Raw genomic sequence first — 26,663 nt, 5'->3', positions numbered from 1 at the left:
TTTGCCGAGCAGGATAGCCAGCAAGTTGCCTGTAAAGCGGTAGCCCGATGCAAACACGTGCAGCCCGGATTGGCCAGTGCTGGGTATCGGTCACCGACGTGTTCACCGTTAACGAAGCGTTCCAAAGCCAGCGAACACTACCGGCCATGATCAGCCACGCGGGTGGAACACGATGTCAAACGACGTCCATCCGTCGCGGCTGCTGCAATGGATCTCGCCATGGTGCGCTTCGATGATCGAGTGGGTGATGGCCAAGCCCAGTCCTGCGTTGTTCGGGTTGCCCTCACGCCGCGCCGGGTCGACGCGATAGAAACGGTCGAACAGTCGCGGCAAGTGCTGTTCCGGGATGCTCGCACCGGGATTACCGATGCTCAACGCCACATTCTGGCCGGTCGCCGTGATATCCAGCCGGATCGTGCCGCCATCGGGCGTGTAACGCAGTGCGTTGGACAATAGATTCGACAGTGCCCGGTGCAGCATGGCGGGATCGCCACGGAGCCGCGCATCACCTGATAGCAGGAAGCGGATACCGCGTTCATCAGCGGTCAGCTGGTAGAAATCCAGCAGTTTTTGGCACAACGCATGCAATTCGATCGATTGCTCCTCGGGGATGATCAGCCCGTTATCAGCTTTCGCCAGGAACAACATGTCGTCGATCATCCGCGCCATGCGGCGCAATTCTTCCAGGTTCGAGTAGAGATTCTCCTGATAATCCTCGCGGCTGCGTGCACGGGTCAGCACCACCTCGGTGTGCGTCATCAGGTTGGACAGCGGCGTGCGCAACTCGTGGGCGATGTCGGCGGAGAAGTTCGACAGCCGCACGAAGGCATCCTCCAACCGCGCCAGCATCGCATTGAAGGCCAACACCAGCTGCTGCAGTTCGGCCGGTGTCGACTCGGTCGGAATGCGCTCGGTCAGCGACTTCGCCGACACCGATGCCGCCACCAGAGTGACCTCGCGTAATGGCTTCAGGCCGCTGCGCGCCAACAGCCAGCCGAGTACGCCACTGAGCAGCGCACAGAGCACCAACGCCCCCCAAAGCCAACCCGCAAGGGTGCGCAAGAACACCTTGTGTGTGGTGATATCGAGCGCCAACTCGATGCTCAGCGGCTTCCCCGCCACCTCGACCACACCAGCTTTGCGGCGCCATACCCGGGTTTCACGCCGCACCCCGCCGTCGGAGGAGCCGTGAGCATGCGTTTTCGCCGAACTAGTGGCACCGCTCGCGGCGAACAGCAACCTGTCGTTGGCGTCGACAATCCTTACCACCAGATCACTATGGCCGCCGAGCAAGGCCTTCAGTTGCGGGCGCAGCGTGTCGAATTGGGCTAGGTCATCGACGCCTTTCAGTAGCTCGCGGCCGGCCCGGAGCTTGTCTTCCAGCGTGTGCCGGTCCAGTTCGTCGAAATGGTGCTGACTCATCTGATAGAAGAAGAAGCCCGCCGCGCCGAGTACGCCGGTGACCGCCAACATGAACATCAGGCTCAGCCTGGCGGTTAGCGACAACTGCTTCATCAGCTTGGGTCCGGCTCGTCGAGCATGTAGCCCATGCCTCGCGCGGTGTGGATGAGCTTGGGCTCGAAACCATCGTCGATCTTGGCGCGAAGCCTGCGAATCGCCACCTCGATGACGTTGGTGTCGCTGTCGAAATTCATGTCCCAGACCTGCGACGCGATCAGCGATTTGGGGAGTACTTCGCCGCGCCGACGCAGCAGCAACTCCAGCAAGGCGAACTCCTTGGCGGTCAGGTCAATGCGCTGACCGGCACGGATAGCGCGGCGCTTGAGTAAATCAACCTCCAGATCGGCAATGCTCAGCTGGGTCTGCAAGGCAGCCGCATTGCCCCTGCGCAGCAACGTGCGTACCCGCGCCAGCAGTTCGGAAAAGGCGAAGGGTTTGATCAGATAGTCATCAGCGCCCAGTTCCAGCCCCTTGACCCGGTCCTCTACGCGATCACGCGCGGTGAGAAACAACACCGGCACCTCCTGCCCTGCCGCACGGACCATACGCAGCACTTCCCATCCGTCCAGCCCCGGCATCATCACGTCCAGGATCAGCAGGTCGTAAGGCGTACTCAGCACGTGCTGCAAGGCGTCGGTGCCGCTGATAACGCGGTCGACGGAGAATCCTGCCTCGCTGAGGCCCTGTTGCAGATAGGTCCCGGTTTTCGGTTCGTCTTCAGCGACCAGAAGCTTCATTCGGCTCGTCCTCTTTTTCATCGCCCAAGTCTGCCGGTATCACCGCTGACGAACCACAAGCTGACAGAAAAGTAATGTTCCGCTCAGCTTGCAGAAAGCCGCATCAGGCTATGTTGGTATCCAGACAAAGCGTTCGTTGTAGCACCTTGACCTTGCCATAAGGACAAGGTTGATGATCAAGCCTAGCCGGACTGACCGGCACCAACGGAGGGCTTTTCATGAATTTCACCCAGCTTCAGGTTCAGGGCATGACGTGCGGCGCCTGCGTTCGACACGTCACTCAAGCATTGAACACCGTTAGCGGAGTCAATGCCGTCGAGGTCGATCTGCAAAGCGGACGAGTACGCGTCGACGGGGATGCCGACAACGCTGCGCTGATTGTCGCGCTGGACGAGGCCGGCTATCCCGCTCAGCTCGCGAGCCAGACTACCCCGGCCGCCGCACCCAAGAAAGGCTGCGGCAGCGGCTGCGGTTGTCGTTGATTTCTCATTCAGGAGAGCTGTCATGCGTTTCATCAAACCCAAACTCGCGATCATCGCCGCTCTGTTCATGGCCGGCAGCGCCCATGCCGCCGACGTGATCGACGTGCACCGGGACGCCAACTGCGGTTGCTGTAAGGACTGGGTCAAGTACCTGCAGGACAATGGCTACGAAGTCCGCGACCACGTAGAAAGCAACATGTCAGCCGTCAAGCAGCGCCTGGGCGTCGCCCCGCGGCTAGGCTCGTGCCACACCGGCGTGATCGACGGCAAGTTCGTTGAAGGTCACGTGCCAGTCGCACAGATCCGTGAGCTGCAGCAGCGCGACGACCTGCTTGGTGTCGCTGCGCCCGGCATGCCAGCTGGCTCGCCCGGCATGGATTATGGCCAGCCGGCCCAGGCCTATCAGGTCATCGGCCTGACCGCCAAGGGCACTGACCTGGTCCTGGCAAACTACCCGGCAGAGTGAATCTGGCCGCAACCTCTTCGCCCGCCTGCCTCAGCGTTGGCGGGCGTATTCGCATTCAGAGCTGACCAAACAGGATCTCCATGCGCAGTACATCCTCGCGCCGTACCTTCGTCAAAAGCCTGGCCGCCGGAGGCCTTGTCGCCGGGCTGGGCGTTTGGCGTCAGCCCGTATGGGCTGTGGCACGCCCCGGCCAGTCGAACGACCAAGGTATATTGGCAGGCACCGAATTCGACCTGTCCATCGACTCGCTCGGCGTGAACTTCAGCGGCCGTGAACGCACCGCGATGGCGATCAACGGGAGCATCCCGGGCCCGCTGCTGCGCTGGCGCGAAGGCGACACCGTGACGCTACGGGTGCGTAACCGCCTGCCGCAGGACACCTCGATCCACTGGCACGGCATCCTGCTGCCCGCCAACATGGATGGCGTGCCGGGCTTCAGCTTTGCCGGCATCGCGCCGAACGGCATGTACGAGTACAGGTTCCACGTCAAACAGAGCGGCACCTACTGGTATCACAGCCATTCGGCCTTCCAAGAACAGCTTGGTGTCTACGGACCACTGGTTATCGATCCGCTCGAGCCCGAGCCCCTCGAATATGCGCGGGACTACGTGGTGATGCTCACCGACTGGACCGATGAAGGCCCGGCGCGGGTACTCGACAAGCTGAAAAAGCAGTCCGACTACTACAACCGCGGCCGGCGGACTTTGGGCGACTTTATCAATGATGTGGCGGACCAGGGCTGGCGCGAGACGATGAGTAATCGCTGGGCCTGGGCGAAGATGAAGATGACGCCCACCGATCTCGCGGACATCAGCGGCGAAACCTACACATACCTGCTTAACGGTCAGGCACCGGACGACAACTGGACTGGCGTTTTCGAGCCGAACGAACCGGTGCGCCTGCGCCTGATCAACGGCTCGGCGATGACCTATTTCGACTTTCGCATTCCCGGCCTGAAGCTCACTGTGGTGGCTGTCGACGGCCAGCATGTCGAGCCGGTCGAGGTCGACGAACTACGCCTGGCTGTGGCCGAAACGGTCGACGTCATCGTCTCGCCGGACGGCAGTCAGCCGGCCTACACGCTTTTCGCTCAGTCGATGGACCGCAGCGGCTACGCTCGCGGCACGTTGGCCGTTCGCCAAGGTCTGAGCGCGCCGGTGCCCGAGCCCGACGCGCGTCCCGAGCTGAGCATGGAAGACATGGGCCATGGCGATCACGGCGCGCATGCGGCCCAGCCGTCCATGCAGCACGAAGCTCCAGAACACGGCCAGATGGACCACAGCCAGATGCAACCATCGAGCATGGGCGGCATGGATCATTCAGCTATGGGCCATGGTGGCAGCGCCGTGGCCAGCGGTCAGATGCAGGCGCACCCTGCCAGCGAGAGCGGCAATCCGTTGGTCGACATGCAAACGATGATGCCGGTGCCAAAGCTGGATGATCCGGGTATCGGCCTGCGCGGCAACGGCCGCCGGGTACTGACCTACGCTGACCTGCGCAGCACCTTTCCCGACCCGGACGGCCGTGAGCCGACACGCACCATCGAGCTGCACCTGACCGGCCATATGGAGCGCTTCGCCTGGTCATTTGACGGCATTCCGTACGCGAAATCCGAGCCGATCCGTCTCAAGTACGGCGAGCGGGTGCGCTTCGTACTGGTTAACGACACCATGATGCACCACCCCATTCACCTGCACGGGTTGTGGAGCGATCTGGAGGACGAAAACGGCCATTTCCAGGTACGCAAGCACACCATCGACATGCCACCCGGCTCCAAACGCAGCTATCGCGTCACGGCTGACGCACTGGGGCGCTGGGCCTATCACTGCCACATGCTGATGCACATGGACCTCGGGATGTTCCGCGAAGTCCGGGTCGAAGAATGAAGGAGAACCTCATGCGCATTCTCAAACGCAACTCACTGATTGCTTTCGGCTTCCTCACGGCCTTGCCCTTTACTGCGCTGCAGGCGCAGACCGAGCACGACGGCCACCATCCGGAAGGAGCCCCGCCGCAGCAAACCGCTCCCAAGGCCGGCCACCCGCAGACGCAACAAGGTGGAATGATGCCCCATGAGGGGATGGGGATGGACCACGAGGGCATGGATCACGACAAGATGATGCAGATGCACAAAGAGCACATGGGGTCCGGGCAGATGGACCATGGCGGCATCGGCAAGGGCCCGCTGCCACCCCAAGGGAGCGACGAAAAGAGCCCCGAGCATGACCATTAAGGTCGCGCTGCTCGGCGCGCTCTGCCTGGCTGCGGCCACTAGCCACGCGCAGGAAGCGATGAACCACTCGGGTCATGCCGGTCACCCACCGGCGGTGCCCGCGCCCGCTGAACAGCATGGTCAGGACCACATGCAGCCGGACCACGGCATGATGGACCATCGCGCGATGGATCATTCAGGGCATGCAATGCCGCATCCCCCACCAACGGGGATCCCGCCGGGAGAGGCAACACGCCCTCCGATCCCGACCCTTAGCCCCGCCGACATCGAGGCGGCCTTTCCCGACCTGCCCGAACACGGCATGCATCAGGGCAGCAGCCATTTCATGTTTGTCGCCGACGAGTTGGAATGGCAGGACGCCGACGCCGGAAGCACGCTGGCCTGGGATCTGAGCGGCTGGGCTGGCGGGGACGTCGATCGGCTGGCCTTTCGCTCGGAAGGCGAGCGAACCAATGGACATACCGAAGAAGCGGAACTGCAGCTGCTCTGGAGCCATGCCATCGGGCCCTGGTGGGAAACCGTCGCCGGTGTTCGCCAGGACTTCAAACCCGGCTCGCCGCAAACCTGGGCTGCATTCGGCGTGCAGGGAATGCCACTGTATGGGCTGGAAACCGAAGCCACGGCGTTCATTGGCGAGGGCGGCCAGTCAGCACTCCGGTTGGAAGCCGAATACGACATGCTGCTGACTCAGCGCTGGGTACTTCAACCCACGGCAGAGATCAATCTACATGGTCGCACGGACGAATCCCGTGGCATCGGCTCCGGGCTCAGCGATGCCAGCATTGGGCTCCGGCTGCGCTATGAAATCAGCCGGCAGTTTGCGCCATACGTGGGCGTCAGCTGGAGCCGGGCTTACGGCAACAGCGCGGAGCTGCAGCGGGCTGAAGGTGAAGACACAAGCGAGGCCCGTCTGGTGGCGGGCATCCGATTCTGGTTCTGAGGTAATGGATGATGCTCAAAACCCTGACGACATTGCTACTGGCTGCGTTGGTCTTGCTTCTGGCAGCTACCGCCGTGGTGTACTTTGGAGTCGTCAATGTCGCGGCCGACGTTCCGCATAGCGGGCCGATCCGGGCGCTATTGGAGACAGCCCGCCAGCGCTCCGTCGCGGTTCGCGCCGAAGCTATAGAGGTGCCAGAACTGAGCGATGCTGGACTGATTCGCTCGGGCGCCGGTAACTACGAGGCGATGTGCGTCGCCTGCCATCTCGCGCCAGGGTTCGGCCCGACAGAACTGAGTGAGAACCTCAACCCTGCGCCGCCGAATCTGACTGACGCCAACCGCAGGCGCGACCCGGCCAAGGATTTCTGGACGATCAAACACGGGATCCAAGCCACCGGCATGCCCGCCTGGGGCCAGAGCATGGACGATCGCTACATCTGGGAGCTGGTCGCCCTGCTCGAGCAGCTGCCCGCGCTAACGGCCATGGAATATAGAACACTGGTGGCAGCCAGCAATGGCCATCATCACGGCGGCGGCGAGACTCACATGCCCAGCGGTTCACCCGGTGCTACAGCCGATCACCATGGCGAAATGCGCTCGGCTGAAGACCATCATCGGGCGATGGAGGCCAAACCTGACATCCACCGTCACGCCGACGGCAGCGATCACGCTCATTGATCGGCTGCCCCGCCGCGTCTCGATCAGACGCCGCGGAGGCCTTTCGGTTTAGCCCTAGGACGCTGCAACTGGTTCGATGCCGGAGGCTTCTTTACCGAAGTCAGGCTGGCGGTAGGCGTCGCGCCACGCCTGGTAGCGCTGATCCTGCCAGACCCGCAAGTGCAGCTGCGCCATACCGTCCGGGTCGTTCAGCAAGCGCCAGCGGGCCGCTTCGGCAGCACCATCCGGCCCTGCATCGAGGATCTGCTGCATCCGCTGCTCACGCAGCAACTCGGCACCCGGCACCACCTTGGCATGCCGCGCCCGCGCCATTCCGCACACCAGCGCGTTGTAGATCGGATCGACAGCGGCCGCGATAAAGCCTTTCGTCAGGGCATTGGCCTGGTTCTCCCGCGTATAGCGGTCGGTCGATGCCAGCTCCTGCGGCGGCTTGAACTCCTCCGGGATCAGGAACAGCTTACGGCGAAACGCCGCAAGACCGAGACCGGTACGGCTGGTGATCACCGATACAGGCGCCGACAGGATCAGCGAAACCACGATTGGCGCCAGCCACCAGAGGAAGGCAGGGTCGAGCCAGCCCACCAAAGCCGTCCAGAGCACGCCCAGCAGCATTTGCGGGCCGTGCCGACGCAAGGCTTCGCTCCACGGTGTCGCGTTATCGGCGCGCTGTGGTGAATTCCACTGAACCGACCAGCCGAGAAACGCAGCGCTGACAAATACCGTGTGGAACAACATGCGCACCGGCGCGGCCAGCATCGAGAACAGGCTCTCCAGCAGCATCGACAACAACAGACGAGTGCGCCCGCCGTACTCGTGAGCGCCCTGAATACAGATCAGCAATACGCTGAGCAGCTTCGGCAGGAACAGCAGGGTCAAGGTCGCCGTGAACAGCGCGATGGCTTCCTGCGGGTGCCATTGCGGCCACAAGGGATACAGCTGGTTCGGCTGCAGGAAATATTCCGGCACCATCAGCGTGTGAATCGCCAGCAGCCCTGTCGACAACGCCAGGAAGACAAACCACAGCGGCGCCGACAGGTAGGACATCACACCGGTCAAGAACACGAAGCGGTGCACCGTGTGCATGCCCTTGACCAGAAACAGCCGGAAGTTCATCAGGTTGCCGTGGCACCAGCGACGGTCGCGCTTGAGTTCGTCGAGCAGGTTCGGTGGCAGTTCCTCGTAACTTCCCGGCAAATCATAGGCAATCCACACGCCCCACCCCGCGCGACGCATCAGCGCCGCTTCGACGAAGTCATGGGAAAGGATATCTCCGGCGAACGAGCCCTTGCCGGGCAAGGGCGCCAGGGCGCAATGCTCAATGAACGGCTTGACCCGGATGATCGCGTTGTGGCCCCAGTAATGGGACTCGCCCAGCTGCCAGAAATTGAGCCCGGCCGTGAACAGCGGACCGTAGACCCGTGTGGCGAACTGCTGCATGCGCGCATACAGCGTATCCATGCCCGAAGCCTTCGGCGCCGTCTGGATAATACCTGCGCCGGGGTTGGCCTCCATCAGCCGCACCAGACTGGTCAGGCAATCGCCGCTCATCACGCTGTCGGCATCGAGCACCACCATGTAGCGGTAGCTGCTGCCCCAGCGACGGCAGAAATCATCGATGTTGCCGCTCTTGCGCTTCACCCGACGGCGGCGACGTCGGTAGAAGATATGGCCGAAGCCATCGACCTCGCGACAGACCTCCAGCCAGGCCTTCTGCTCGGCGACACAGGTATCGGGATCATTGCTGTCGCTGAGCACGAAGATGTCGAAATGCTCTAGCTGTCCCGTCGCCTTGAGCGACTCGAAGGTCGCGCGCAGCCCGGCAAACACACGCGGCACATCCTCGTTGGCAATCGGCATCACCAACGCCGTGCGCGCCTCGCGTGGGATTGGCTCGTCGCCAAGGGTAGTCGCCGAAATGTTGTAGCGGTCATTGCCTTTGAGCAGCTGAAAGAAGCCCATCAGCGCGGTCCAGAACCCCACCGACACCCAGCAGAACAACAGGGCGAACAGCAACAGAATGCTGGTTTGCACAACATACGGAAGAATCTGCCGCGCCGATTCTTGCAGCGGCTGCTGGAACACCTCCTGCAGATCGACCAGTGCCCAGCCCTGATACGGCAGCACCGATTTCATGTGCCAGGTGGCAACCACCGTCTGCAGCAGCATCAGCACCAGCAATGTAGCGCGCCGGACCGCCGCCACCCTGCGCCAACCCGAACGATCGGCGGACTGAGCCGGAGGCATTTCCACCGTGCGGTTCTTCTTGCGCAGCAAGCGCCACCAGCTAAGTCGTAACACGTTGGTATGCCAAGGCTCCGGCACCATGCGCGTACGCACGATGGGCGGTGTCGACTCAATGCAGACGCGCCCCTGATGGTCGCGCGTGAGCGCCTTGGCACGCTCCAGGGTTTCGCCCCAGCCGAGTTTCAGGCGAGCGGCGACCGAGCCCAGCAAATCGCCTCCGCTCGGCTCGACGTCACTGGCAGTTGGCACCGCCCGGCCCAATGCCCGATGAATATCCTCCAGCGCTCCATCGCCCTGAGCCATATTCTTGATCAGGGCTTGGCGTTGCGGGTCATCAAGGGGCAATTGGCTGATGTAGTGCCCTGTTATCGAAGGGTCCACGGGACTATTCATTGGTCGGGATCTGGTAGCTCCAGGTTTCGGAAAGCGTCTTCTCGCCATCCACCAGCGCTGCCCTTAGTTCAACCGGTTGTTTGGGATCTCGAACCTTCAAACGCAAGGTCAGACGCCAGCCGTCGGTCACCGGGTTATGCCGCAGGTTGTTTTCCACCAGCTCGGCATTATCACCAATGCTGACCCGCGTACTGACCGGCGCGTCTGCAGGCAGTTCGGCCAGGTTGGGGCCGATGAAATCCACGATCAGCGCCGTGCTGCCGTCAGGCTGGCGAATCAGGTTGGACTGTTTGACATCGCCTGCCGACAGGCGTGTCTGGCTGACCCAGGCAAGTTTCGGATCATGCAGCGCAGGTTCATCCATAGTGAAGTGCAGCCGGTACTCGAAATCCAGCGGCTCGCCGGGCTCCGGTCGCTGCTCCGGGACCCAGAAGGCAACGATGTTGTCGTTTGTTTCGTCAGGTGTAGGAATTTCGATCAGTTCCACGCGACCCTTACCCCAATCGCCCTTGGGCTCGACCCAGCCGCTGGGCCGCAGCTCGTAGCGGTCGTCCAGATCCTCGTAGCGGTTGAAGTCGCGGGTGCGCTGGAGCAGACCGAAACCGCGCGGGTTTTCGACCGCGTAGCTGCTGATAGCCAGCCGTTTGGGATTGTTCAGCGGCCGCCAGATCCACTCGTCAGCGCCGGTATGAATCGCCAATCCCTCGGAGTCGTGCAGCTGCGGCCGGTAGTTGAGCAGCTCGCTTGGCTGGTTGGCGCCGAACAGATACATGCTGGTGAGCGCAGCGATGCCCAGCTTCTCCACGGGCTCACGCAGATAGACCCGCGCTTTGACATCGACCGTGCTGTCCTTGCCCGGCGTGACCACCATCCGATAGGCACCGGTGGCGCGCGGAGAGTCAAGCAGCGCATAGATCACCAGATTGCGACGGTCAGCTTCGGGGCGCTCGATCCAGAATTCGCGGAAGCGTGGAAACTCCTCTCCGCTCGGCAGCGCTGTATCGATAGCCAGACCGCGTGCAGACAGGCCGTATACCTGATCCTTGCCGATTACCCGGAAATAGCTGGCGCCGAGCAGCGTCATCAGTTCATCGGCCTTATCCGGCTTGTTCAGCGGATAAAGCACTTTGAAACCGGCAAACCCAAGGTTTTCCAGCGCAGCAGGTTCGATCTCAACGTTGCCGAACTCGAACATCTCGGGGCTATAGCGCACCTTCTCGACGCCTTTGGCGGTGATCTCGTTGATTCGCACCGGCACATCGAAGTGCATGCCCTGATGGTAGAACTGCACTTCGAAAGGTGTCGGCGCGTCATGCCAGAGCGCCTTGTCACCGCGGAAGCGCAGCTGCTGATAGTCAGCGAACGCCATGTTGCGGAACACCGGCGGCAGATTGCTCTGCGGCGCTGCATAGCCTTCGGACGCCAGTTTTTCCGCCTTGGCCGCGACATCATCGAGGCTGAATGCCCAGCTACTGCAGGCAAACAGACCCAAACACAGACTCAACGTCATTCCCAGTGCCCGACCTGAGCGAGCCCCTGATTTGAAATGATAGGTACGTGACACATCGCCTCCTGAGCAATCACGATTACCGCTGACCGCGTTGCGGCCCGGTTTGCTGTTGTTGGTCTTCCGCAGCGGCAAATGATTCACTGGGAAGCCAAGCAAAGCGGCAAATCATCCCACGCCGCATGTGCGCCGGATAGCTACCTGGAGAGGACTTTTTTCACATTGCATGCGGTCGCCCAAACGCCCGGCCGTAGCGGGCTGAGGCCAGGCGACCAGCGGTGCGCTCGGTGGCTCACAGAAGGGTGAATTGCCCCCGCTTGACCTGCTCCGAATCCAACCCGATTTGCACCTCGAACACGCCGGGCTCGGCAACACGCTCAAGCTGCGCGTTTACGAATTTCAGGTCCTGTTCTTCGAGCTTGAAGCGGACCTCCCGCGTCTCGCCGGCCTTGAGGAAAACCTTGCGAAACCCTTTGAGCTCCTTCACCGGGCGGATCACCGATGCCACCTCGCCCCGAACGTACAACTGCACAACCGTCGCACCGTCACGCGACCCGGTGTTCTTCAGCGTCACGCTTGCTTCCAGGCCGCCGCCACGCGGCATGCTCGGGCTGGACAAGCGCACCTCGGACAATTCGAAATCGGTGTAGCTCAGGCCATAGCCGAAGGGATAAAGCGGCCCATTGGGCTCCTCAAAGTACTGCGAGGTGTAGTTGCCCGGCTTGCCCTCGACATAGGGCCGACCGACGCGCAGGTGGTTGTAATAGGTAGGAATCTGCCCCACCGAACGGGGGAAAGAGATCGGCAACTTGCCGGCGGGATTCTGATCGCCGAAAAGCACATCCGCGATGGCATGCCCCCCTTCGGTACCACTGAACCAGGTTTCTACAACTGCATCGGCATTGGCCTTCGCCCAGTTGAGATCCAGCGGACGGCCATTCATCAGCACCAGCACCAGCGGCTTGCCGGTCTTCTTGAGCGCTTTCAGAAGTGCTTGCTGGCTTTTCGGGATCTGCAGACTGGTGCGACTCGACGCTTCGTGTGACATGCCGCGCGATTCACCGACTGTGGCAACGATCACGTCGGCCTGTTTGGCCATTGCGACCGCTTCGGCAACCATCGTTTCCGGTGAGCGTGAGTCTTGCACCACCTCGGGTTTGTCCCAGTTGAGAAAGTTCAGGTACTCGACCATGTGCGGATCGTCGGTAATATTGGCGCCGCGGGCGTGACGCAGAACGGCTTTGTCACCCAACGCGTCGAGCAAGCCCTGGCGCAGGGTCACCGACTGTTTAGCGACGCCCGCAGCGGACCAACTGCCCATCATGTCGACCGGCGAATCGGCCAGCGGCCCCACCAGCGCGATGGTCCCGCGCTTTTGCAGCGGCAAGGTCTGGCCCTTGTTTTCCAGCAGCACGATCGATTCACGCGCGACGGCCCTGGCGGCCTCGCGATGCAAACGGCTTTCCGCGTTGACGTCTACCGGATCGTCTTTGGCCAAGCCGATGCGTCGGAACGGGTCGTGGAACAGGCCCATGTCGTACTTGGCGCCAAGCACCTCGCGCACTGCCGTGTCGATTTCGCCGATGCCGACCTCACCCGATGCCACCAGCCCCGGCAGCTCCTCGCGATACAGCGAGTCGGCCATGCTCATATCGATGCCGGCCTTGATCGCCAGCTTTGCCGCCTCGCGGCCATCTTTGGCTACGCCATGACGCATCAGTTCGCTGATCGCGCCGTGGTCGCTGAGAGCAACGCCGTCAAATCCCCAGTCGCGCCGTAGCAGATCCTGCAGTAGCCAGGTATTGGCGCTGGCTGGCACTCCGTTGATGGAATTCAGCGCCACCATCACGCCCCCCGCTCCGGCGTCGATAGCCGCTTGGTAAGGCGGCAGGTAGTCCTGATGCATGCGCATCGGGCTCATATCCACCACGTTGTAGTCACGCCCGCCCTCGACCGCACCGTACAGGGCGAAATGCTTGACGCTCGCGGTCACGCTGTCCGGTGCGGCTGGCGACTGGCCCTGGTAGGCCTGCACCATGGTGCGCGCGATTTCCGATACCAGATACGGGTCTTCGCCGAAGCCTTCGGATGTCCGGCCCCAGCGTGGATCGCGGGATATGTCGACCATAGGCGCGAAGGTCATGTCCAAGCCGTCAGCGCTGGCTTCAATGGCCTGCACGCGGCCACTGCTGGCGATTGTGTCGAGATCCCAGCTTGAGGCCAGGCCCAGGCCGATGGGAAAGATCGTCCGATGACCATGCACCACGTCATAGGCAAAGAAGATCGGGATCTTCATCCGGCTGCGCAGGGCTGCCTGTTGCATCGGCCGGTTGTCGTGGCGGGTGACGGTATTGAAGGTGCCGCCAATATGGCCCGCTTTCAGTTCGTCGAGGATGCGTTCGCGCGGCATGTCGCCGCCGATGCTGATCAACCGCAACTGGCCGATTTTCTCCTCCAGCGTCATCTGCTCGATAAGGCTGGCAATAAAGGCCGGCTTGTCATCCAGCAAAGGGGAACGAGGTTCGGCGGCGATGGATTGCAGCGAAAGACCGGCCATCAGGCCGAGCATAAACAGCCGTTTCATTATTGGGAGATTCCTGAGCCTGAGAGGCTAATGGGACGAACCATCTGATCCCGGCACCGCCGGGTTAAGCGTTGCCGAGTATGAGTTTTCCGATGGATTACAACCAGCGCTATCCAACGACGGCGCAGCCATTGCGGCGTGCCGCTATGGGCATTCGGAATTACAGGCGTGAGGGGCACGCCTTTCGTCTCACCAGGAACGAGCAGCGATCAGTTGATCAGGCCGCCAGGGGTACGCCATCCCTCAACCCATTCGGCAAGCGCGGCTGGCACGGACAGGATCGGGCCAACATGTCAGCGTCCCGCGTCACAGGGTTACTTTCCGGCGGGGAAACGCTTCACGGAGGCTAGCCAGGCGTCATCCAGACGGTTCTGATCGATATCCATCCCGCGCGCTTCCATCCTGTCGCGATGCTGATTGATTTCTTCTGTCACTTCGCTGAGCGAGGCGCTGTTGCCATCCAGCTGATGCATCTGCGTCAGCCCGAGATGGTAGAACCGCAGCAGTTTTATCGCCTCAGGGTCACCTGCTGCCACACCCGCCGTGACATGGTGCATGACGTTAGTCACGCTCATCAGGCTGCGTTTGAGGTTCCAGCCGTAAGCAGCGCAAGCCATCCAGGACTGCTGCAGATAGACAAAGCGCACCAATGCGGCAGTCAGCAGCAAACCGGACACGACCCCTGCCACGTTCCACTTCAGGTTATCTGCACCCGCCTCGCCGAACAGCGCAACGGCCAGCGTCGCCAGCCCCATCGCCAGCACTGCAAAGGTCAAGGCGACAACCAGCGTGCTGCGTCGCGTCTGTTTCCGGTAGGTTTCCGGGCTGAGCGACTTGATTTCGAATACCACCATGAGTTCGCGATCCTTGGGCTGGACGGAGAGAAAGTGCGTCGGCGTTGCATTATTACCCAGCCAAGCTTTGGGCAGCTGATACGGGACAGCCTTTGCGTCGCCCGTCGAAGACCACGATCGGCGCTGACGGACCCGGCATGCCAACGACGTCGCAGCGCAGACAGCACGACCAACCCGCTGGCTTTCAAGCGCCAGTGCCAGGCTCTATGATCAGCGCATCCTTTCCTTGGCAGTCAAAAGGGCCTCTATCATGAGCCGCTATGAAATATCGTTTTCCGGCGAACTCGCTCCGGGCGCAAAGCTGGAGCAGGTCGAGGCCAACCTGACTCGCCTGTTTCAGGCGGACGCCCAGCGCATCGCCGTGCTGTTTTCCGGTCGGCGGATCGTGATCAAGCAGGACCTGGACCATGCCAGCGTCGAGAAGTATCGCCAGGCCATGGCCCGCGCGGGTGCCATTGCCGAAGTGCGACCGATGCCGGTGGAAGTCGAGGAAATCGAGCTCGCCCCGCCGCCGTCGGAAGACGCGGTCCCGGCACAGCAGCCGTCTGCCGCTGCAGCATCGCCACAACCGTTGAAGGTCGCCCCGCGCGACGAATACATGGCGGCCTTCGTCGACGTCGAGGCGCCAGACTTCGGCATTGCACCGGTCGGCGTGGATCTTCAGGACGCCCGCGCGCCCGTGCAGCCGCCTGCTGTCGACTTGTCACAGTTCAGCCTGGCACCGGTGGGCAGCGATATGGGCGAACGGCGCCGTGCCAGCGATGCGCCTGTGCCGGACACCTCTCATCTAAAGTTGGTGGACTGATCCCCGCCCAGCAGGATGGCTTTTACTCCGCCCACCTGACCAGAGGCGACTTCCCGGCCCTGTAGGGTGGGCTTCAGCCCACCGACGCGACCTTGCAGGCGAACTCCCAACGCCGACCCGGGCTCCAACGCTACAAGCCCGCAAAGTGTCTGTATTCATGGATCTTGTCGTTGCCCGCCCCGAAGGCCTGTATTGCCCGCCTGGTGATTTCTACATCGACCCATGGCGGCCGGTAGAGCGCGCCGTCATCACCCACGCCCACGGCGACCATGCGCGCTGGGGCATGGGCCATTACCTGGCCTCCCGCGACAGCGAAGGCATCCTGCGCTCACGCATCGCCGCTGACATGCCACTGCAGACGCTGGCGTATGGCGAGCCCATCGAGCACCACGGCGTAAGGCTCAGCTTCCATCCCGCCGGCCATGTGCTCGGTTCCGCCCAAGTGCGATTGGAATACAAGGGCGAAGTCTGGGTCGCCTCTGGCGACTACAAGGTGGAGCCGGACGGCACTTGCGCACCCTTCGAGCCGGTGCGCTGCCACACCTTCATCACTGAATCGACCTTTGGCCTGCCGATTTACAAATGGCCCTCCCAGGCCGAGATATTCCGCGAGATCAACGACTGGTGGCGCGCCAACGCGGCGGCCGGGCGCGCCAGCGTGCTGTTCTGCTATGCCTTCGGCAAAGCGCAGCGCATCCTGCATGGCCTGGACGAAAGCATCGGCTCCATCGTCGTCCACGGCGCCGTCGAGCCGCTGAACAAGGTGTACCGCGAAGGCGGCATCTATCTTCCCCCGACCGTCTATGCGGGCGACCTGAAGAAAGGTGACCCGCGTTTGAAGCACGCCATCATCCTCGCCCCGCCCTCCGCCGGCGGAAGCACCTGGATGCGCCGCTTCGGTGACTACGCCGACGCCTTTGCCAGTGGCTGGATGATGCTGCGCGGCACCCGTCGCCGGCGCGGGGTCGACCGCGGCTTCGTGCTTTCCGATCATGCCGACTGGCCGGGCCTGCTCTGGGCCATCGAGCAGACCGGCGCCGAGCGGGTGATGGTGACCCATGGTTCAGTTGCGGTCCTGGTGCGCTACCTGCGGGAGATGCGCGGCCTCGACGCCCAGGCCTTCGAGACCGAATACGGTGATGAGGATGACGCCACGTCCCAGGAGGCCGAATGACCCGCAGTCATGCCTTACGCTTCCTACGGAAGAAAACCGCCGCTGAAATACGACGCCGCCCCTGTAGGAGCGAGCTTACTCGCGATCCGGAACCATTGCGCCGCCAGGGATCGCCAGCAAGCTGGCTCCTACCAAAGCGAATCAACACTGAGCTCCGTCAGCACCCTTGTAGCAGCGAGCTTGCTCGCGAACCGGGACCCTTGCGTCGCCATGGATCGCCAGCAAGCTGGCTCCTACCAAAGAGCATCAACACTGAGCTTCGTCGCCTCTCCTGTAGGAGCGAGCTTGCTCGCGCACCGAAACCCTTGCGTCGTCGCGGATCGCCAGCAAGCTGGCTCCTACGGAAGTGCACCCAAGCAGAAACGCGACCTAGCCCCAGTAGGAGCAGGATTGCTCGCGAACAGCCTGCCGCAGCTGTTACAGGCGGGCCGAAATGAAAGCCTTTGCCACCCTCTATAGCCGCCTCGACGCCACCACCTCGAGCAACGCCAAGCTCGCGGCGATGCGGGACTACTTCCGCGACGCCGATCCCGCCGACGCGGCCTGGGCGGTCTACTTTCTGGCTGGCGGCCGCCCGCGCCAACTGGTCCCGACCCGTGTACTGCGCGAAACCGCCACGCATGCCTCGGGCTTGCCGGAATGGCTGTTCGAGGAAAGTTATCAGGCGGTTGGCGATATGGCCGAAACCATCTCACTGCTGATGCCCGAAGCCGAGCACAGCTCCGACGACGGGCTGGCCGTGTGGATGCAGGACAAGTTGCTGCCGCTGCGGGGCCTGCCGCCGGAAGAGCTGAACGAACGCCTGCCCGCACTCTGGGCACAACTGGATCGCCTGAGCCTGATGGTCTGCATCAAGCTGATCACCGGCGCCTTTCGCGTCGGCGTGTCGAAACTGCTGGTCACCCGTGCGCTGGCCTCGCTGGGCGATCTCGACCCCAAACGCGTCGCGCAACGGCTGGTGGGATACACCGACCTGTCTCATCGCCCCAGCGCTGAAGGCTACCGCGCACTGATCGCCGAAGAGTCCGAACACGAGCACGCACAACGCGGCGGCCAGCCCTACCCGTTTTTCCTCGCCCATCCGTTGCAGGCGCCGGTCGAGGAGTTCGACACGCTGCTCGGCGCGCCGGAGGACTGGTACATCGAGTGGAAGTGGGACGGCATCCGTGCCCAGCTGGTCAAGCGCGACGGGCAGATCTGGGTCTGGTCGCGCGGCGAGGAGCTGGTCAGCGAACGTTTCCCCGAACTCTGCGAACTGGCCGGCTGCTTGCCGGACGGCACGGTGATCGACGGCGAGATACTGGTCTGGAAGCACGCGCCCGGCGAGCCTGCGACCGACTTCTTCCAGCAGCCCACGCGCGACGATAGCGAAGCAACAGAGCGCTTCGGCGTGCAGCCCTTCGCCCTGCTGCAACAGCGGATCGGCCGGAAGAATTTGACCGCCAAAGTACTGCAGGACGCCCCGGTTGCGGTGCTCAGTTATGACCTCCTGGAATGGCGGGGTGACGACTGGCGCCAGCGAGCGCACCACGAACGCCGGCAACAGCTCGAAGCCGTCGTCGCACAATGCCCCAATCCACGGCTGATGCTGTCGCCGCTGGTGACCGGCCGTGACTGGACCGATCTGGCGCGCCAGCGCGAGGCGTCCCGTGAGCGCGGGGTCGAGGGCATGATGATCAAGGCGCGCGCCGCGCAGTATGGGGTTGGCCGGACCAAAGACGTCGGCGTCTGGTGGAAATGGAAGATTGATCCGTATTCCATCGATGCCGTACTGATCTACGCCCAGCGCGGCCACGGCCGCCGCGCCAGTCTGTATACCGACTACACCTTCGCCGTCTGGGACGGCGAGCCGGGCGACCCCGAGCGCAAGCTGGTGCCCTTTGCCAAGGCGTATTCCGGGTTGACCGACGAGGAAATGCGCAAGGTCGACGCCATCGTGCGCAAGACCACCGTGGAGAAGTTCGGCCCCGTGCGCAGCGTGACCCCAACGCAGGTGTTCGAACTCGGCTTCGAGGGCATCGCCGCCAGCAGCCGGCACAAAAGCGGCATCGCCGTGCGCTTCCCCCGCATGCTGCGCTGGCGTCTCGACAAGCCGGTGGATGAGGCCGATACGCTGGAGACGCTAAAGGAATTGCTTGGATGATGCGGCCTAGAGAAGTCAGGCAGAAGCACGAGTCCTGTGTAGGAGCCAGCTTGCTGGCGATCAACATCCGCTCGGAGCTCAAGGCTCGCAAGCAAGCTCGCGCCTACGAAAAGCAGAAGCACGACTCCCGTGTAGGAGCCAGCTTGCTGGCGATCACCACCCGCACGGAGCCCAAGGATCGCGAGCAAGCTCGCTCCTACGAAATGCAGAACCACGACTCCTGTGTAGGAGCCAGCTTGCTGGCGATCACCACCCCCGCGGAGCCCAAGGATCGCGAGCGAGCTCGCTCCTACGAAAAGCAGAAGCACGACTCCCGTGTAGGAGCCAGCTTGCTGGCGATCACCACCCGCACGGAGCCCAAGGCTCGCGAGCGAGCTCGCTCCTACGAAAAGCACAACCACGACTCCCGTGTAGGAGCCAGCTTGCTGGCGATCACCACCCCCGCGGAGCCCCAGGCTCGCGAGCAAGCTAGCTCGTACGAAAAGCAGAACCACGACTCCCGCGTAGGAGCCAGCTTGCTGGCGATCACAACCCGCACGGAGCCCAAGGATCGCGAGCAAGCTCGCTCCTACGAAAAGCAAAAGCACGACTCCCGCGTAGGAGCCAGCTTGCTGGCGATCACCACCCCCGCGGAGCCCAAGGATCGCGAGCGAGCTCGCTCCTACGAAAAGCAGAACCACGACCCCCATGTAGGAGCCAGCTTGCTGGCGATCACAACCCCCGCGGAGCCCGAAGATAGCGAGCAAGCTCGCTCCTACGAAAAGCAGAACCACGACCCCCATGTAGGAGCCAGCTTGCTGGCGATCACAACCCGCACGGAGCCCAAGGATCGCGAGCAAGCTCGCTCCTACGAAGAGCGGAAGCACGACTCCCCTGTAGGAGCCAGCTTGCTGGCGATCAGCAACCCTCCGGAATCCGAGGTTCGCGAGCAAGCTCGCTCCTACGAAAAGCAGAAGCACAACCCTCGCTTTTATCGGGTGGCCTTCGGGTTATGAGTACGACGCCCGCGTCGCTTGCCGAACGTTGGTTTGCCAACCGCAACTGGCAGCCGTTCCCGTTCCAACAGCAGGTCTGGCAGGCAGTACACAAGGGCGAATCGGGCCTGCTCCATGCCACCACGGGCTCGGGCAAGACTTACGCCGTCTGGCTTGGCGCGCTCAATCGATTCGCTTCTCGCGGAGCCGATTGGTCCGCAGAAGCCCCGCAGCCGTCTGCCAAGCCATCGGACAAACCTGCTCCGCTCACCGTCCTCTGGATCACCCCCATGCGTGCGCTGGCTGCTGACACCGCCCGCGCCCTGCAAGCCCCATTGGACGATCTCGGCATCAACTGGAGCATCGGCCTACGAACCGGTGACACCAGCAGTTCCGAGCGCGCGCGCCAAGGGCGAAGGTTGCCGAGCGCGCTGGTGACCACACCGGAGAGCCTGACCCTGCTCCTGACCCGGGCCGATGCGCGTCAGGCATTCGCTGGCTTGCGCATGCTGGTGGTAGACGAGTGGCACGAGCTGCTGGGCAACAAGCGCGGCGTGCAGTTGCAGCTCGCGTTGGCTCGACTTCGCCAATGGATGCCAGACCTGATCGTCTGGGGCCTGTCCGCAACCCTTGGCAATCAACCGCACGCGCTGGAAGTTCTGCTGCATCCGGGCAGCGGCAGGCTGGTGCAAGGCCGGGTTGTCAAGGATCTGCGGGTCGATACCCTGCTGCCCGCAACTATTGAACGCTTTCCCTGGGCCGGTCATCTCGGGCTGCGCATGCTGCCGCAGGTGGTCGAGCAGATTGATTCGGCCGCCACGACACTGGTCTTCACCAACACCCGCTCGCAGTCGGAGATCTGGTATCAGGCGATTCTTGGGGCGCGGCCGGACTGGGCCGGGCTGATCGCGCTGCATCATGGCTCACTGGCACGAGAGGTACGTGACTGGGTAGAACTGGGCCTCAAGCAAGGCGCACTAAAGGCAGTCGTTTGCACCTCGAGCCTTGATCTGGGTGTCGACTTTCTCCCGGTCGAACGGGTGCTGCAGATCGGTTCGCCTAAAGGCGTGGCGCGGCTGATGCAGCGGGCCGGGCGCTCAGGGCATGCGCCGGGCCGTACCTCCAGAGTCACGCTGGTGCCTACCCACAGCGTGGAAGTGATAGAAGCCGCCGCAGCCCAGGTGGCGATCGCAGAGCGACGGATCGAGGCCCGCAGCGCACCGCAGCGCCCGCTGGACGTGCTTGTGCAGCACCTGGTCAGCATGGCACTGGGCGGAGGCTTTCGGCCTGATGAGCTGTTCGCAGAAGTTCGCCAGGCCTGGTCATATCGCGAGCTCACCGATGACCACTGGCAGTGGGCACTGGCCTTCGTGCGGCACGGTGGTCATTCGTTGACGGCATACCCGGATTACCAGCGCGTCGAGCCGGACGAGACCGGGCTGTGGAAGGTCCCCAGCCGCCGCGTGGCGCTGCGTCATCGCATGGGCATCGGCACCATCGTCAGCGATGCCAGCCTGACGGTGAAATTCTGGGCCAAGGGTGGCAGCGGCCGCTCACTGGGCACCATTGAGGAAGGGTTCATCGCGCGCTTGCGGCCCGGCGACAACTTTCTCTTCGGGGGCCGACTGCTGGAACTGGTGCGGGTCGAGAACATGACCGCCTACGTCAGTCGCGCCACGGGCAAGAAGGCCGCCGTGCCACGCTGGAATGGCGGGCGGATGCCGCTGTCCAGCGAACTGGCCGATGCGGTGGTCGAGCAGCTCGGCGCCGCCTCGCGCGGGCAGTTCACCACGCCCGAGATGCGGCTGGTCGAGCCGTTGCTGCGCGTGCAGATGGACTGGTCGGCGCTGCCCACCGAAACCACGCTGCTGGCCGAGGTGATGAAGTCCCGCGAGGGCTGGCACCTGTTTCTCTACCCCTTCGCCGGCCGCCACGTACATCTGGGGCTCGCCAGCCTGCTGGCCTGGCGCATGGGCCAGCACCAGCCGCTGACCTTCTCCATCGCCGTCAACGATTACGGGTTGGAACTGCTCTCGGCGACCGAGGTGGACTGGTTGCAGTGGCTGACACCCGACCTGTTCAGCCAGGACAACCTGCTGCACGACGTGCTCGCCAGCCTCAACGCAGGCGAACTGGCGCGCCGGCGCTTTCGGGAAATCGCGCGCATCGCGGGGCTGGTGTTTTCGGGCTACCCCGGCGCGCAGAAAAGCGCCCGACAGCTGCAAGCCTCCAGCGGGCTGTTCTTCGACGTATTTCGTCAATACGACCCGGCCAATCTGCTGCTGACCCAAGCGGAGGAGGAAGTGCTGCGCCAGGAACTGGAGGTCGAGCGACTGGAACAGACCATGAACCGTCTGCAACAGCGGCAATTGGACATTCACCCGGTCAAGCGCACAACGCCGCTGGCGTTTCCGTTGATGGTCGAACGCTTCCGCGAAAGCATGAGTTCGGAAAAACTGGCCGACCGCATCCGCCGCATGGTCGCGGAATTGGACAAGGCAGCAGGCCCCGGTGGCTATCAGCCAGAGGGCGGCGCCAGTATTGCCGTGGAGCGGGAAACCAGCCCCAAGCGCAAACCGCGCGCAACCAAGGACGGAACGCCAAGGCCTAAAAAGGCGCGACGCGCACCTTGAAACACGTCGTAGCGGCAAGGCGACCGCCTGCTCCCCGAAAACAAAAAGCTTCGCCCCGAGGGCGGGCCTCCCACAGAATCAGCAGCCCGCACCCAACCGTCCATGTGGGAGGCGCGCCCCGCGGCGAAAGCGAGCTTGGCGACGCCCAGTAAAAGCTTCGCCCCGAGGGCGGGCCTCCCACAAAATCAGCAGCCCGCACCCAACCGCCCATATGGGAGGCGCGCCCCGCGGCGAAAGCCAGCTTGCGGACGCCCAATAAAGCAAAAGCTTCGCCCCGAGGGCGGGCCTCCCACAGAATCAGCAGCCCGCACCCATCCGTCCATGTGGGAGGCGCGCCCCGCAGCGAAAGCCAGCTTGCGGACGCCCAATAAAGCAAAGCTTCGCCCCGGCGGGCCTCCCACAGGAAAAGCAAAAGCTCCTCCGAGGCGACGCCCACTCAGCATCAAAGCAGCACCGAACCGCCATAGGAGCCGCAGGCGCGATAAACTGCCGTCATGATTCCGCACCTCTCCATCGAACTCGAGCAGACGGAGCTCTGGTTGCTCCCCGACAAAGCCATCTACTGGCCTGATCGAAAAGCACTGCTGATCGCCGATATCCATTTCGGCAAGGCCGCCGCCTATCGTCGTCTTGGCCAACCGGTGCCACACGGCACCACCCAGGCCAACCTGCAACGGCTCGACGCCCTGCTCGACCGCTACCGCTGCGAGCAGCTGATTTTCCTCGGTGACTTCCTCCATGCGCCGGAATCACAGACGCCCGCCACGCTCAGCCAATTGCTCGACTGGCGTGCCAAGCACCCAGAGCTTGCGGTGACCCTGATACGGGGCAACCACGACCGTCGCGCCGGCGACCCGCCTGCCAGCCTGGAAATGACCGTGGTGCCCGAACCGCTGCTGCTCGGCCCGTTCGCCCTGCAGCACGAACCCGACCCGCATCCCAGCCATCACGTCATGGCAGGCCATCTGCACCCGGCGTTCCGCCTGCATGGACGCGGCCGCCAGTCGTTGCGCCTACCCTGTTTCTGCCTAGGCGAGCGGGTCAGCCTGCTGCCGGCCTTCGGCAGCTTCACCGGAATGATGGAAGTAGACGCCGACCCGGGCCGGCGCCTTTTCGTGGTTGGGGGTGATGGGGTATGGCAGGTGGCGTGACGTGGGTTTAAGCCTGTGAGATGCCGGTTACGGTGATACCAAAGCGCTCGCTCAAACGTGTGGCAGGGGTCTCCTCCACATCGGGGTCGTGCTCGTAGGCATCTTCTTCTCCGGCGTAATCCTGCTCGGCCTTGCGGGTGACCAGCTCTACTGCCTCGTCTATATCCGGCTGGCGATCGGATTCGGTCCGCAGAATGGAGGTATTGCCGTCTTTGCTGTAAGCGATGATCCAAGTCGTCATGGGTGCCCCTCGTGTCTTAGCGCCTTCGGCGGAAACTTGCTCGCCGAGATTGGCGTCGCTTTGGTTAGAGACTAGTCCGTCGCATTCAGTTCTGCCGCTTGTGCTTGTTGGATCAGCCGCCGGACGGTCTGAACGGGGCAATCCGCCGTCGGTCATCCTAGAAAGTAGACCAGGAGACGAGGCCATGATCCAGTCACGTCCACGACCTAAAGAATCGACTGAGGAACAGCTGGTAGAGCTGCTGCGCCGTAGCGCAACCGTATTGCCCGACATTGATGATCCGGAATTTGCCGACGCCTTCGAGCAGTTCGCTGACGCACGGGTGGTGTTGATCGGCGAAGCCAGCCACGGCACGTCGGAGTTCTACCGCGCCCGAGCGGCGATAACTCGCCGATTGATCGAGCAACACGGCTTCAGCATCGTCGCCGCCGAAGCCGACTGGCCGGATGCGGCAAAGATCGACCGCTACGTGCGTCAACATCAGCCTCCCGCCTGGGTCGAGGAAGGCTTCAAGCGTTTTCCGACCTGGATGTGGCGCAACCAGGAGGTCGCTGATTTCGCCCGTTGGCTGCGTGACCACAACGATGGCCTACCCGCCGAACAACGGGTGGAATTTCGCGGGCTGGACGTCTACAGCCTGGGTGCCTCGATTCAGGAGGTGCTCGGCTATCTCGACCGGGTCGACCCAGACGCAGCCGCGACCGCGCGGCGCCGATATGGCTGCCTCAGCCCTTGGCATGACGAGCCGGCGATCTACGGTCGCAACGTGATGCGTGGCGAACCGTCCTGCGAGGGCGCCGTGGTCGAACAGCTACGCGCCTTGCTCGACCAGCGGCTGGAATACATGAAGAAGGACGGCAGCAGCTTCTTCAATGCCGAGCAGAATGCCCGCGTTGTGCTCGCCGCCGAGCAGTACTACCGAGCCATGTACCAGGGCTCGACCGAATCGTGGAACCTGCGTGATCGGCACATGTTCGACACCCTGCAGGCCCTACTGGCGCATCGCGGTGAGGGCGCCAAGGCAGTGGTCTGGGCGCACAACTCGCACATCGGCAACGCCGCTTCGACCTCCATGGGCTGGGGCGGCGAATTCAATATCGGTGAGCTGTGCCGTACCGCCTTCGGTCGCGATGCGGTGCTGATCGGCATGGGCACCGACCGCGGCGAGGTGGCAGCGGCTGACAACTGGGACGAACCCATGCAGGTCAAACAGGTTCGGCCGTCGCGCCCGGACAGCTGGGAGCAGCTGTTCTTGCGCACTGAACTACCGGCTTCGCTAACCACGTGGCGCGACGATCCGCAGCTTCGCAAAGCATTGGCCAGGCCGCGCCTCGAGCGGGCCATTGGGGTGATCTACCGCCCGGCTACCGAACGCCAGAGCCATTATTTCCAAGCCATACTGTCAGAACAGTTCGACGCCCTGCTCTGGCTCGAACAGACCCACGCGGTCAAACCGATCGGCCCCCAGCAGATCGACGAAGAGAGCGTTCCGGATACCTACCCATTCGGAGAGTGAGTCATGCGCGTCTTAATGCCCGAATCGCAACTGTTTCGCGACCGCACCCATGCCGGCCAGGAGCTGGCCGAAGCCCTGCAGCACCTTGCGGCGGATTCGCCCCTGGTGCTGGCCCTGCCGCGCGGAGGGGTTCCGGTCGCCTTCGAAGTGGCGCAGCGCTTGAGGGCACCACTGGATCTGGTGCTGGTGCGCAAGATAGGCGCGCCGGGTAACGAAGAGCTGGCGCTGGGCGCGGTGATCGACGGCGCCGAGCCGAAGTGGGTGATCAACCAGGAATTGCTTAACCAGATCGCACCACCACCGAGCTGGTTCGAAGAAGAAATGCAGCGTCAACTGACCGAGCTGGAACGTCGTCGGCATCGCTACTGTGGCGAGCGACCAGCCCCCGTGCTCACGGATCGCTGCGTCATCGTGATCGATGATGGCATCGCCACCGGCGCCACGGTGCGGGCAGCGTTGAAGGGGCTCAAGCAATCGAAGCCGAGCCACGTGGTCCTAGCCGTGCCAGTGGGCCCACGGGATGTGATCGAAATGTTGAAAACAGAAGTGGACGAGCTGGTCTGCCTGGCAATGCCCGAGCCGTTCATCGGGGTCGGGTGTCATTACGGCAACTTCGAGCAAACCAGCGACGAGCAGGTGGTCGACCTGCTCGCGCAGGCCGCTGGTCCGGCGTGATGACGGCTGTCAGGCTACCGGGTCTGGCGGCGGCTGATCCGGGATAGTCGGCTCGCCGGGCTCGCTCGGCAGGTCCGGCACGCCAGGCTCTTCGGGGTCACCGGGCACGCCGTGGGCTTGCAAAGCTCGCGTGTCTATCTCATCCGAATAACGGGTGGTTTCCATATCGCGTCCTCCTGCTGTCGATTAGCCCGGATTGGGCTATAGCAGTAGAGGGCGTCTGGCCGGCATCTATCCGTCCATCCGTCAGCCGTTGCTGATATCCGCCAACCCCTGTTGTAGGAGCCAGCTTGCTGGCGATCCCGCACCCACGCAGTCATTTCTGATCGCGAGCAAGCTCGCTCCTACACGAGCGCCGGCTCAGGCAGGGCGACTTACCGCATCAGATCAGCAGCAAGCTGATAAGCCTGCCGCCCCCTTATTGTAGGAGCCAGCTTGCTGGCGATCCTGCAACCACGAGGTTTATTCCTGATCGCGAGCAAGCTCGCTCCTACACGAGCGCCGGTTCAGGCAGGGCGACTTACCGCAGCAGATCAACAGCAAGCTGATAAGCCTGCCGCCCCCTTATTGTAGGAGCCAGCTTGCTGGCGATCCCGCACCCACGCAGTCATTTCTGATCGCGAGCAAGCTCGCTCCTACACGAGCGCCGGTTCAGGCAGGGCGACTTACCGCAGCAGATCAGCAGCAAGCTGATAAGCCTGCCGCCCCCTTATTGTAGGAGCCAGCTTGCTGGCGATCCTGCAACCACGAGGTTTATTCCTGATCGCGAG

General features: G+C 63.0%; 22 protein-coding genes. 14 read left to right on the top strand and 8 right to left on the bottom strand.

The features are described from left to right. Positions 1-150 precede the first annotated feature (150 nt). The gene (locus ACIGHL_RS01525; protein WP_446697493.1) at positions 151-1,515 is read right to left on the bottom strand and encodes a heavy metal sensor histidine kinase; all 1,365 of its coding nucleotides are present in this window, start codon (positions 1,513-1,515) and stop codon (positions 151-153) included. After that, a complete protein-coding gene (locus ACIGHL_RS01520) occupies positions 1,515-2,198 on the bottom strand; it encodes a heavy metal response regulator transcription factor (protein ID WP_446697494.1) in 684 nt (227 codons plus the stop codon). The genes ACIGHL_RS01525 and ACIGHL_RS01520 overlap by 1 nt, the downstream gene beginning before the upstream one ends. Before the next feature lie 218 nt (positions 2,199-2,416). Between ACIGHL_RS01520 and ACIGHL_RS01515 the strand changes: the two genes are divergently transcribed. The 6 genes from ACIGHL_RS01515 to ACIGHL_RS01490 all read left to right on the top strand — a co-directional run bounded on the left by ACIGHL_RS01515 (position 2,417) and on the right by ACIGHL_RS01490 (position 6,999). Then, complete coding sequence (locus tag ACIGHL_RS01515) at positions 2,417-2,680, top strand: heavy-metal-associated domain-containing protein (RefSeq protein WP_446697495.1); 264 nt, start codon at positions 2,417-2,419, stop codon at positions 2,678-2,680. A 22-nt stretch (positions 2,681-2,702) separates the two neighbouring features. After that, on the top strand, positions 2,703-3,146 hold the full coding sequence (locus ACIGHL_RS01510) for a DUF411 domain-containing protein (RefSeq protein WP_216706768.1): 444 nt from the start codon (positions 2,703-2,705) through the stop codon (positions 3,144-3,146). An 80-nt stretch (positions 3,147-3,226) separates the two neighbouring features. Further along, positions 3,227-5,032: a copper resistance system multicopper oxidase gene (locus tag ACIGHL_RS01505; RefSeq protein WP_446697496.1), complete on the top strand. Its 1,806-nt coding sequence runs from the start codon at positions 3,227-3,229 to the stop codon at positions 5,030-5,032. Between the two features lie 11 nt (positions 5,033-5,043). Then, a complete protein-coding gene (locus ACIGHL_RS01500) occupies positions 5,044-5,379 on the top strand; it encodes a hypothetical protein (RefSeq protein WP_446697497.1) in 336 nt (111 codons plus the stop codon). Then, on the top strand, positions 5,369-6,319 hold the full coding sequence (locus ACIGHL_RS01495; protein WP_446697498.1) for a copper resistance protein B: 951 nt from the start codon (positions 5,369-5,371) through the stop codon (positions 6,317-6,319). The genes ACIGHL_RS01500 and ACIGHL_RS01495 overlap by 11 nt, the downstream gene beginning before the upstream one ends. Positions 6,320-6,330: 11 nt before the next feature. Next, positions 6,331-6,999: a c-type cytochrome gene (locus tag ACIGHL_RS01490; protein WP_446697507.1), complete on the top strand. Its 669-nt coding sequence runs from the start codon at positions 6,331-6,333 to the stop codon at positions 6,997-6,999. A 54-nt stretch (positions 7,000-7,053) separates the two neighbouring features. On the opposite strand, the gene mdoH is transcribed toward ACIGHL_RS01490, so the two are convergent. From mdoH to ACIGHL_RS01470, 4 genes are all read right to left on the bottom strand, one after another. Further along, complete coding sequence (gene mdoH, locus ACIGHL_RS01485; RefSeq protein ID WP_446697499.1) at positions 7,054-9,636, bottom strand: glucans biosynthesis glucosyltransferase MdoH; 2,583 nt, start codon at positions 9,634-9,636, stop codon at positions 7,054-7,056. After that, entirely contained in the window at positions 9,629-11,146 is a 1,518-nt protein-coding gene (locus ACIGHL_RS01480) for a glucan biosynthesis protein G (RefSeq protein ID WP_446697508.1), read from the bottom strand. The genes mdoH and ACIGHL_RS01480 overlap by 8 nt, the downstream gene beginning before the upstream one ends. A 289-nt stretch (positions 11,147-11,435) precedes the next feature. Further along, positions 11,436-13,727 carry a beta-glucosidase BglX gene (gene bglX, locus ACIGHL_RS01475; protein WP_128119066.1) on the bottom strand — a complete coding sequence of 764 codons (2,292 nt, stop codon included), beginning with the start codon at positions 13,725-13,727 and terminating at the stop codon, positions 11,436-11,438. Between the two features lie 314 nt (positions 13,728-14,041). Beyond that, complete coding sequence (locus tag ACIGHL_RS01470; protein WP_128119065.1) at positions 14,042-14,581, bottom strand: DUF3087 domain-containing protein; 540 nt, start codon at positions 14,579-14,581, stop codon at positions 14,042-14,044. A 250-nt stretch (positions 14,582-14,831) separates the two neighbouring features. Here ACIGHL_RS01470 and ACIGHL_RS01465 point away from each other — a divergent pair, with 250 nt between their 5' ends. From ACIGHL_RS01465 to pdeM, 6 genes are all read left to right on the top strand, one after another. Further along, positions 14,832-15,386, top strand: a complete 555-nt coding sequence (locus tag ACIGHL_RS01465; protein WP_128119064.1) for a hypothetical protein — start codon at positions 14,832-14,834, stop codon at positions 15,384-15,386. 157 nt (positions 15,387-15,543) lie between these two features. Then, positions 15,544-16,560: a ligase-associated DNA damage response exonuclease gene (locus ACIGHL_RS01460; protein WP_128119063.1), complete on the top strand. Its 1,017-nt coding sequence runs from the start codon at positions 15,544-15,546 to the stop codon at positions 16,558-16,560. 433 nt (positions 16,561-16,993) lie between these two features. Next, complete coding sequence (locus ACIGHL_RS01455; protein ID WP_128119062.1) at positions 16,994-18,703, top strand: ATP-dependent DNA ligase; 1,710 nt, start codon at positions 16,994-16,996, stop codon at positions 18,701-18,703. Then, the gene (locus ACIGHL_RS01450) at positions 18,700-19,698 is read left to right on the top strand and encodes a hypothetical protein (RefSeq protein WP_446697500.1); all 999 of its coding nucleotides are present in this window, start codon (positions 18,700-18,702) and stop codon (positions 19,696-19,698) included. Before ACIGHL_RS01455 ends, ACIGHL_RS01450 begins: the two co-directional genes overlap by 4 nt. Beyond that, positions 19,695-22,310: a ligase-associated DNA damage response DEXH box helicase gene (locus tag ACIGHL_RS01445; protein WP_128119060.1), complete on the top strand. Its 2,616-nt coding sequence runs from the start codon at positions 19,695-19,697 to the stop codon at positions 22,308-22,310. The genes ACIGHL_RS01450 and ACIGHL_RS01445 overlap by 4 nt, the downstream gene beginning before the upstream one ends. Before the next feature lie 494 nt (positions 22,311-22,804). After that, entirely contained in the window at positions 22,805-23,461 is a 657-nt protein-coding gene (pdeM, locus tag ACIGHL_RS01440; protein ID WP_128119059.1) for a ligase-associated DNA damage response endonuclease PdeM, read from the top strand. A 7-nt stretch (positions 23,462-23,468) separates the two neighbouring features. Here the strand turns inward: pdeM and ACIGHL_RS01435 are convergent, their stop codons facing one another. Beyond that, on the bottom strand, positions 23,469-23,702 hold the full coding sequence (locus ACIGHL_RS01435; RefSeq protein WP_045425613.1) for a hypothetical protein: 234 nt from the start codon (positions 23,700-23,702) through the stop codon (positions 23,469-23,471). A gap of 184 nt (positions 23,703-23,886) precedes the next feature. Here ACIGHL_RS01435 and ACIGHL_RS01430 point away from each other — a divergent pair, with 184 nt between their 5' ends. Both ACIGHL_RS01430 and ACIGHL_RS01425 read left to right on the top strand, forming a co-directional pair. Continuing rightward, positions 23,887-25,218: an erythromycin esterase family protein gene (locus tag ACIGHL_RS01430; protein WP_128119058.1), complete on the top strand. Its 1,332-nt coding sequence runs from the start codon at positions 23,887-23,889 to the stop codon at positions 25,216-25,218. 3 nt (positions 25,219-25,221) lie between these two features. Further along, the gene (locus ACIGHL_RS01425; RefSeq protein WP_128119057.1) at positions 25,222-25,893 is read left to right on the top strand and encodes a phosphoribosyltransferase; all 672 of its coding nucleotides are present in this window, start codon (positions 25,222-25,224) and stop codon (positions 25,891-25,893) included. A gap of 9 nt (positions 25,894-25,902) precedes the next feature. Here ACIGHL_RS01425 and ACIGHL_RS01420 read toward each other — a convergent pair whose 3' ends face one another. After that, positions 25,903-26,058, bottom strand: a complete 156-nt coding sequence (locus tag ACIGHL_RS01420) for a hypothetical protein (RefSeq protein ID WP_181689944.1) — start codon at positions 26,056-26,058, stop codon at positions 25,903-25,905. Positions 26,059-26,663: the final 605 nt, after the last annotated feature.

Source organism: Pseudomonas sp. NPDC077451 (genome assembly GCF_044543345.1).
In the GTDB taxonomy this organism is placed as follows: domain Bacteria; phylum Pseudomonadota; class Gammaproteobacteria; order Pseudomonadales; family Pseudomonadaceae; genus Stutzerimonas.
The sequence above is the reverse complement of the archived record's forward strand: the minus strand, read 5'-3'. Positions and strand labels throughout refer to the sequence as shown.

Coding starts and splice junctions, on each gene's coding strand:
- ACIGHL_RS01525 (WP_446697493.1), bottom strand. CDS start 1,515: ATGAAGCAGTTGTCGCTAACCGCCAGGCTGAGCCTGATGTTCATGTTG.
- ACIGHL_RS01520 (WP_446697494.1), bottom strand. CDS start 2,198: ATGAAGCTTCTGGTCGCTGAAGACGAACCGAAAACCGGGACCTATCTG.
- ACIGHL_RS01515 (WP_446697495.1), top strand. CDS start 2,417: ATGAATTTCACCCAGCTTCAGGTTCAGGGCATGACGTGCGGCGCCTGC.
- ACIGHL_RS01510 (WP_216706768.1), top strand. CDS start 2,703: ATGCGTTTCATCAAACCCAAACTCGCGATCATCGCCGCTCTGTTCATG.
- ACIGHL_RS01505 (WP_446697496.1), top strand. CDS start 3,227: ATGCGCAGTACATCCTCGCGCCGTACCTTCGTCAAAAGCCTGGCCGCC.
- ACIGHL_RS01500 (WP_446697497.1), top strand. CDS start 5,044: ATGCGCATTCTCAAACGCAACTCACTGATTGCTTTCGGCTTCCTCACG.
- ACIGHL_RS01495 (WP_446697498.1), top strand. CDS start 5,369: ATGACCATTAAGGTCGCGCTGCTCGGCGCGCTCTGCCTGGCTGCGGCC.
- ACIGHL_RS01490 (WP_446697507.1), top strand. CDS start 6,331: ATGCTCAAAACCCTGACGACATTGCTACTGGCTGCGTTGGTCTTGCTT.
- mdoH (WP_446697499.1), bottom strand. CDS start 9,636: ATGAATAGTCCCGTGGACCCTTCGATAACAGGGCACTACATCAGCCAA.
- ACIGHL_RS01480 (WP_446697508.1), bottom strand. CDS start 11,146: ATGACGTTGAGTCTGTGTTTGGGTCTGTTTGCCTGCAGTAGCTGGGCA.
- bglX (WP_128119066.1), bottom strand. CDS start 13,727: ATGAAACGGCTGTTTATGCTCGGCCTGATGGCCGGTCTTTCGCTGCAA.
- ACIGHL_RS01470 (WP_128119065.1), bottom strand. CDS start 14,581: ATGGTGGTATTCGAAATCAAGTCGCTCAGCCCGGAAACCTACCGGAAA.
- ACIGHL_RS01465 (WP_128119064.1), top strand. CDS start 14,832: ATGAGCCGCTATGAAATATCGTTTTCCGGCGAACTCGCTCCGGGCGCA.
- ACIGHL_RS01460 (WP_128119063.1), top strand. CDS start 15,544: ATGGATCTTGTCGTTGCCCGCCCCGAAGGCCTGTATTGCCCGCCTGGT.
- ACIGHL_RS01455 (WP_128119062.1), top strand. CDS start 16,994: ATGAAAGCCTTTGCCACCCTCTATAGCCGCCTCGACGCCACCACCTCG.
- ACIGHL_RS01450 (WP_446697500.1), top strand. CDS start 18,700: ATGATGCGGCCTAGAGAAGTCAGGCAGAAGCACGAGTCCTGTGTAGGA.
- ACIGHL_RS01445 (WP_128119060.1), top strand. CDS start 19,695: ATGAGTACGACGCCCGCGTCGCTTGCCGAACGTTGGTTTGCCAACCGC.
- pdeM (WP_128119059.1), top strand. CDS start 22,805: ATGATTCCGCACCTCTCCATCGAACTCGAGCAGACGGAGCTCTGGTTG.
- ACIGHL_RS01435 (WP_045425613.1), bottom strand. CDS start 23,702: ATGACGACTTGGATCATCGCTTACAGCAAAGACGGCAATACCTCCATT.
- ACIGHL_RS01430 (WP_128119058.1), top strand. CDS start 23,887: ATGATCCAGTCACGTCCACGACCTAAAGAATCGACTGAGGAACAGCTG.
- ACIGHL_RS01425 (WP_128119057.1), top strand. CDS start 25,222: ATGCGCGTCTTAATGCCCGAATCGCAACTGTTTCGCGACCGCACCCAT.
- ACIGHL_RS01420 (WP_181689944.1), bottom strand. CDS start 26,058: ATGGAAACCACCCGTTATTCGGATGAGATAGACACGCGAGCTTTGCAA.